Here is a 6912-nt window from a genome sequence, read left to right as displayed (position 1 = left end):
GCAGCAGGCGCAGCAGCCCCCGGCGGAGACCGGCGGCCAGCCGACCGTCTCCGTCCCCGCCGACGACCGCACCGAGCAGGAGCGCTGACCGTGCCGAACTTCGCCGCCTTCGGCAACGACCTCTACACCGGGAAGCGCTCCTTCGACATCGTCGGGCGCCGCCGCACCTGGTACACCGTCGCCACCGTGCTGGTGCTCGCCTCCGTCCTCCTGCTCCTCACCCGCGGGCTCAACGCCGGCATCGAGTTCGGCGGGGGATCGGAGTTCCGGGTCACCGGCGTCGCGGACAGCAGCGACACCACGACCGGCCAGGACGCCGTCACCTCCGTCGTGCCCGAGGCCGAGCCGCCGCGCGTCGCCGGCGTCGGCGCGGACGCCGTGCGGGTGCAGACCGAGCAGCTGGACCAGGAGCAGACCCAGCAGGTCGCGACGGCCCTGGCCGAGGCCTACGACGTCGAGCCCGGCGCCGTCACGTCGTCCTTCGTCGGACCCAGCTGGGGCCAGGACATCACCGAGAAGGCCATCCGCGGCCTGGTGATCTTCCTCGTGCTGGCCGCCGTCGTGCTGGGCCTGTACTTCCGGACCTGGAAGATGTCCGTGGCGGCGATGGTGGCGCTGGTCCACGACGTCGTGATCACCGCCGGCGTGTACGCCCTCAGCGGCTTCGAGGTCACGCCGGCGACGGTCATCGGGTTCCTGACGATCCTCGGCTACTCGCTCTACGACACCGTCGTCGTCTTCGACAAGGTGCGCGAGAACACCGCCCACGTGCTCACCGGCTCGAGCCGCACGTTCGCCGAGGCGGTGAACCTGGCGGTGAACCAGACGCTGGTGCGCTCGATCAACACCTCCGTGGTGGCACTGCTGCCGGTCGGCTCGATCCTCTTCATCGGCGCGTTCGTCCTCGGCGCGGGCACGCTGCGCGACATCTCCCTGGCCCTGTTCGTCGGCATCCTCGCCGGCGCCTACTCCTCGATCTTCCTGGCGCCGCCGCTGTTCGCGCAGCTCGTCGAGCGCCAGCCCGAGGTCGCGGCCCACCACGAGCGGGTGCTCGCCCGGCGCGCCGCGGGCACGCCCGTCGGGGGCACCGCGCGCAGCGGCTCCGCCGCGCTGGCGGGGGCCGGCACGTCCACCGCGGTGCTGGAGCGGGTGGAGGGCGAGGACGGGGCGCCCGCCGGCGGTGCCGCGCGACCCGCGCAGCGCCGCACCACCCGCGGTCCGCGCAACCAGCCGGTGCGCCGCCCGGGCGGCCGGCGCCGGTGAGCCCGTCGTCCGCGGAGGACCGCGACCGCGTGCGAGCCCTCGTGCGCGACGTCCCGGACTTCCCCCGAGCCGGGATCACGTTCAAGGACATCACCCCCCTGCTGGGCGACCCGGCGGGGCTGCGGTCGGCCGTGACGGCGCTGGCCGACAGCGCTCCCGCGGCCGGCGTCGACCTCGTCGCGGGGGTCGAGGCGCGCGGCTTCCTCGTCGGGACGCCGCTCGCCCTCGCGCTCGGCGCCGGCTTCGTGCCCGTGCGCAAGGCCGGACGGCTGCCAGGGGCCGTCGAGCGCCAGTCCTACGCGCTGGAGTACGGCGAGGCGGTGATCGAGGTGCACGCGGACGCCGTCCGCCCCGGGCAGCGCGTGCTCGTCGTCGACGACGTGCTCGCCACCGGCGGCACGGCACGGGCGGCGTGCGCCCTGCTCGAGCGCCTCGGCGCCCGGGTGGTCGGGGTGCGGTTCCTCCTGGAGCTGGCCGGGCTGGAGGGCCGCGCGGCGCTGGCGGGGCGGGACGTCGCGGCGGTGCTCGAGGCCTGACCGGGTGACCGCCCGAGCGGAAGATCCAACTGCGAGGGTTTGAGATCGTCTTACGGGGTAAGTGATGTGACATCCGACGTGACGGAGGTCACCATGACGACACCCACCCCGCAGCACCGGGCGGACGGCGCCACATCCCTCGACGAGGGCGCCGGCACCGGCGGCACCACTGACACCGCGAAGGACCAGGCGCGCCAGACCGCCGGAGTCGCGGCCGACCAGGCCAAGCAGACCGCCGCCAGCGCGGCCGACCACGCCCGCCAGACGGCCGGCACGGCGGCCGAGCAGGCCCGGTCCGTGGCCGGGACCGCCAAGGAGGAGGTCGGGAACGTCGCTGCCGAGGCGCAGCGCCAGGCCCGCGACCTCCTCGGCGAGCTCACCACGCAGGTCTCCGACCAGTCCCGCACCCAGCTCAGCCGCATCGTCACCCTGCTGAGCAGCGCGGGCGACGAGCTGGAGCAGATGGCCAGCGGCGGCGGCGGTGGCACCGGCCCCGCGACGGACCTCGTCCGCCAGGCCGCCACCCGCCTCCGCTCGGTCAGCACGCACCTCGAGGGCCACGAGCCGGCCGAGCTGCTGGACCAGGTGCGCTCCTACGCGCGCCGTCGGCCGGGCGCGTTCCTCCTCGGGGCCGCTGCGGCCGGCCTGCTCGCCGGGCGGCTGACCAAGGCCGCTCGCGCCGACAGCACCGACGGCCCGGCGTCCGTCTCCGCGCGGCCCGCCGTCCCGGCCGTGCCCGCGGCGTACCCGGACCCGGCCGTGACCGGCACCAGCCGCTTCGACCTCGACGCCGACGGGCTGCCCAGCTCGCTCACCACCGGCGGCCCGGTCGTCGACCCGGTCGAGCCGGGCCTCGCTCCGGCGCCCGGCCGCATCGGAGGGACCGGGCTGTGAGCCACCCCCTCCACGAGGAGCCGGCGCAGCCCCGCAGCGTCGGGGAGATCGTCGGCGACATCGCCGCCGACCTCAGCAAGCTCGTCCGCCAGGAGATCGACCTGGCCAAGACGGAGATCAAGACGGAGGCCGCCAAGGCGGGCAAGGGTGCGGGCTTCCTGGCCGGCGCCGGCGTCGCGGGGTGGTTCCTGCTCATCTTCCTGTCCCTGACGCTGATGTACGCGCTCGACCACGTCATGGACATCGTGTGGGCGGCGCTCATCGTCGCCGTCGTGTGGGGGATCGTGGCCGCCGTGCTCGCCTCCTCCGGCCGCAAGAAGCTCAAGCAGGTCGACCCCAAGCTCGAGGCAACGACCCAGACCCTGAAGGAGGACGCCCAGTGGGTGAAGACACGCAACGGCTGACCCAGGACATCGCGGGGACCCGGAGGGACCTGACCCGCGACGTCGACGAGCTGACCGACCGCGTCAGCCCCTCGCGCGTCGTGGACCGCAAGGTCCAGGGCGTCAAGGGCGCCGTCGGCGACGTCCGCGACCGCGTCATGGGCAAGGCCCACGACGCCACCGACTCGGTGCGCTCGGGGGTGCACTCCGCCGGCGGCAGCGTCTCCGGCACCTCCTCCTCGCTCGCCGGCAGCGCGTCCGACGCCGCGTCCGGCACCGCTCAAGCGGTCCGCTCGCGCACCGGTGGCAACCCGCTCGCCGCGGGCCTGATCGCCTTCGGCGCCGGCTGGCTGGTGGCCTCCCTGCTGCCGACCACGGCTCGCGAGGAGCACGCCGCTTCGCGCGCCGTCTCCGCGGCCAAGGAGCACGGCCAGCCCCTGGCGGAGCAGGCCAAGCAGGTCGGCCAGGAGATCGGCTCCTCCCTCAAGGACCAGGCGGCGGACGCCGCGCAGTCCCTGAAGTCGACCGCGCAGGGCGCAGCCCAGCACGTCGCCGAGGACGGCCAGTCCTCGGCCGCCGTGGTGGCCGACGAGGCGCGCTCGCACGCGAGCACCGTCGCCGACGAGGCCAGGGGCAGCACGGCCTCGGTCACCGAGCAGGCGCGCTCGGCCGCCGACCAGACCAGGTCGTCGACCGGCCGCTGAGCCGCACGCAGGAGGAGGGGCGGTGGGCGCAGGCCCGCCGCCCCTCCTCCTGCGTCCCGGGGTGTGCGCGCAGGCCCACGCCGCCCCGCGCCGCGCCGTAGAATCGATCAGCGGACCCTTCCGGGCCCGCAGCGGGGAGGCGGCATGAGCGACGAGGTGGCCACCCAGTCACTGGGGGCCGAGGAGGCCGGCGCCGCGCCCCCCGCTGCCCCGGCAGCCTCTGCTGCCCCGGCGCCCGCCGAGGGCGCCGCCGCGACGCCCGCCGCCGAGCTGCCCAGCACGGGCATCCGCCGGCGCCTGGCGCGCCTGGCCACGCGCCAGCCCAGCGGCTACGCCGCGATCGAGCCGCTCATCTCCTCGGTGCGCTCGAACCACCCGAAGGCCGACGCGAGCGTCATCGAGCGCGCCTACGTGGTGGCCGAGCGAGCTCACCGCGGGCAGCGGCGCAAGAGCGGCGACCCGTACATCACCCACCCCGTGGCGGTGGCCACCATCCTCGCCGAGCTGGGGATGACCCCGCCCACGCTCGCCGCGGCCCTCCTGCACGACACCGTGGAGGACACCGGGTACGCGCTGAGCGACCTGCGCCGGGACTTCGGCGACGAGATCGCCATGCTCGTGGACGGCGTCACCAAGCTCGACAAGGTCAGCTACGGCGACGCCGCCCAGGCCGAGACCGTGCGCAAGATGGTCGTGGCGATGGCCAAGGACATCCGCGTCCTGGTGATCAAGCTGGCCGACCGCCTGCACAACGCGCGCACCTGGAAGTTCGTGCCCGCCGCCTCCGCCGAGCGCAAGGCCCGCGAGACGCTGGAGATCTACGCGCCGCTGGCCCACCGCCTCGGCATGAACACCATCAAGTGGGAGCTGGAGGACCTCTCCTTCGCCACGCTGTACCCGCGCATGCACGAGGAGGTCGTGCGGCTCGTCGCCGAGCGCACCCCGGCGCGCGAGGAGTACCTCGCCACGGTGCGCGAGCAGGTCAGCGCCGACCTGCGGGCCGCCAAGATCCGCGCCGTCGTCACCGGCCGGCCCAAGCACTACTACTCCGTGTACCAGAAGATGATCGTGCGGGGCCACGACTTCACCGACATCTACGACCTCGTCGGCCTGCGGGTCCTCGTCGACACGGTCCGCGACTGCTACGCCGTCCTGGGCGCGCTGCACGCGCGCTGGAACCCGGTGCCCGGCCGGTTCAAGGACTACATCGCGATGCCCAAGTTCAACATGTACCAGTCGCTGCACACCACGGTGATCGGCCCCGAGGGCAAGCCCGTGGAGATCCAGATCCGCACCCACGCCATGCACCGCCGCGCCGAGTACGGCGTCGCCGCGCACTGGAAGTACAAGGACACCGCGGTGCGCGGCGCCGGCAGCGACGGCTCGGTGGCCGACATGCCGTGGCTGCGGCAGCTCGTCGACTGGCAGCAGGAGACCCAGGACCCCGGCGAGTTCCTCGACAGCCTGCGCTTCGAGATCAACGCGCAGGAGGTGTTCGTCTTCACCCCCAAGGGGGAGGTCATCGGCCTGCCGGCCGGGGCGACGCCGATCGACTTCGCCTACGCCGTCCACACCGAGGTCGGCCACCGCACGATGGGCGCCCGGGTCAACGGTCGTCTCATCCCGCTGGAGTCCACCCTCGACAACGGCGACGTGGTGGAGATCTTCACGTCCAAGGTCGAGGGCGCCGGCCCGAGCCGCGACTGGCTGACCTTCGTCAAGAGCCCCCGAGCCCGCAACAAGATCCGCGCCTGGTTCTCCAAGGAGCGCCGCGAGGAGGCGATCGAGCAGGGCAAGGACGCCATCGCCAAGGCGATGCGCAAGCAGCACCTGCCGATCCAGCGCCTGATGTCCCACGAGTCCCTCGTCGGGGTCGCGAACGACATGCGCTACGCCGACGTCTCCGCGCTGTACGCGGCGGTGGGGGAGAACCACGTCTCGGCGCAGTCGGTGGTCGAGCGGCTGGTCACCGCGCTGGGCGGGGAGGAGGGCGCCGAGGAGGACATCGCCGAGGCGACGCTGCCCTCGCGCGCGGTGCGCCGCCCCCGCACCGGCGACCCCGGCGTGGTGGTCAAGGGCGCCGACGACGTCTGGGTGAAGCTGGCGCGCTGCTGCACGCCGGTGCCCGGTGACCCGATCGTCGGCTTCGTCACCCGCGGGCAGGGCGTCTCGGTGCACCGCGAGGACTGCGGGAACGTCGCCGGCCTGCGCACCCAGCCCGAGCGCATCGTCGAGGTGGAGTGGGACCCGAGCTCCTCGAGCGTGTTCCTCGTCCAGATCCAGGTCGAGGCGCTGGACCGCTCACGGCTGCTCTCCGACGTCACCCGCGTGCTCTCCGACAGCCACGTGAGCATCCTCTCCGCCCAGGTGACCACCTCCCGCGACCGGGTCGCGGTCTCCCGGTTCACCTTCGAGATGGCCGACCCGACCCACCTCGGGCACGTGCTCGCCGCGGTGCGCCGCGTCGACGGCGTCTTCGACGTCTACCGGCTGACGGGGAAGCGGCAGGACTGACCCGCCCGGCGCCGCCGGACGCCCCTCCACCCGCTGCGCCACCACCCGGGCGGCGGCCAGCACGCGGCGGGCGCGCCGCACCCCCGGGGACCGAGGGGCGAGCTCCAGCGCCGAGCGCACCCGCTCGGCGTCGCAGCCCGCGCGCAGCGCGGCCGCGACCCAGGTGACCGCCGCCTGCTCGCCGTCGGGGCACCAGCGCGCCACGTCGGCCGCGGTGCGGGCCGGGGAGGTGAGGGACAGACCGCTGACGACCTCGACGTCGCCCGGGCCCAGGACGAGCCCGCGCAGGCGGACGCCGTCGGGGGCGCTGCGCGACCCGCCCGCGGCTCCCGGCGGCAGGACGACGTCGACCCGCGGGCAGGTGGCGAGCAGCCCCCTCGCCCACAGCGCCGCGCCCCCCGCGATGACGCCGCTCGCCGGGACCAGCTGCGCGAGGGCGCGGCAGCGGGCGGTCGGTGAGCCGACGGCGTCCGCGGCCAGCCAGATGCCGGGGAGAGCGGGGACGAGCAGTCCCTCGCCGACCATCGCGGTCAGGACCGCCGCCGGGGCCTCGACGCCGGCGGCGAACACGTCCGCGGCGGCAGGAGCACCGCCGTCCAGCAGCCAGCGCAGGGAAGC

General features: G+C 74.7%; 6 protein-coding genes and 1 pseudogene. 6 read left to right on the top strand and 1 reads right to left on the bottom strand.

All coding sequences use genetic code 11. From position 1 onward, the window contains the following. Positions 1-90 precede the first annotated feature (90 nt). From secF to AC5FZL_RS14370, 6 genes are all read left to right on the top strand, one after another. Entirely contained in the window at positions 91-1263 is a 1173-nt protein-coding gene (secF, locus tag AC5FZL_RS14395; protein ID WP_493619580.1) for a protein translocase subunit SecF, read from the top strand. A gap of 29 nt (positions 1264-1292) precedes the next feature. Continuing rightward, on the top strand, positions 1293-1799 hold the full coding sequence (locus AC5FZL_RS14390; protein WP_493619579.1) for an adenine phosphoribosyltransferase: 507 nt from the start codon (positions 1293-1295) through the stop codon (positions 1797-1799). Positions 1800-1892: 93 nt separating this feature from the next. Next, positions 1893-2693, top strand: coding sequence for a hypothetical protein (locus AC5FZL_RS14385; RefSeq protein WP_493619578.1), 801 nt, complete (start codon positions 1893-1895; stop codon positions 2691-2693). Further along, positions 2690-3097 (top strand): phage holin family protein, encoded by a 408-nt coding sequence (locus AC5FZL_RS14380; RefSeq protein ID WP_493619577.1) that lies wholly within the window; start codon positions 2690-2692, stop codon positions 3095-3097. The genes AC5FZL_RS14385 and AC5FZL_RS14380 overlap by 4 nt, the downstream gene beginning before the upstream one ends. Further along, positions 3073-3780, top strand: a complete 708-nt coding sequence (locus AC5FZL_RS14375) for a DUF3618 domain-containing protein (RefSeq protein WP_493619576.1) — start codon at positions 3073-3075, stop codon at positions 3778-3780. Before AC5FZL_RS14380 ends, AC5FZL_RS14375 begins: the two co-directional genes overlap by 25 nt. A 144-nt stretch (positions 3781-3924) precedes the next feature. Then, positions 3925-6294: a RelA/SpoT family protein gene (locus AC5FZL_RS14370; RefSeq protein WP_493619575.1), complete on the top strand. Its 2370-nt coding sequence runs from the start codon at positions 3925-3927 to the stop codon at positions 6292-6294. 69 nt (positions 6295-6363) lie between these two features. On the opposite strand, the pseudogene AC5FZL_RS14365 reads toward AC5FZL_RS14370, so the two are convergent. Then, a pseudogene (locus tag AC5FZL_RS14365) lies at positions 6364-6819 on the bottom strand (type IV toxin-antitoxin system AbiEi family antitoxin); the annotation flags it as partial. Positions 6820-6912 lie beyond the last annotated feature (93 nt).

This window comes from Quadrisphaera sp. DVD1, from assembly GCF_058932755.1.
Note: the sequence above shows the minus strand (reverse complement) of the source record. Positions and strands in the feature narration are given on the sequence as shown.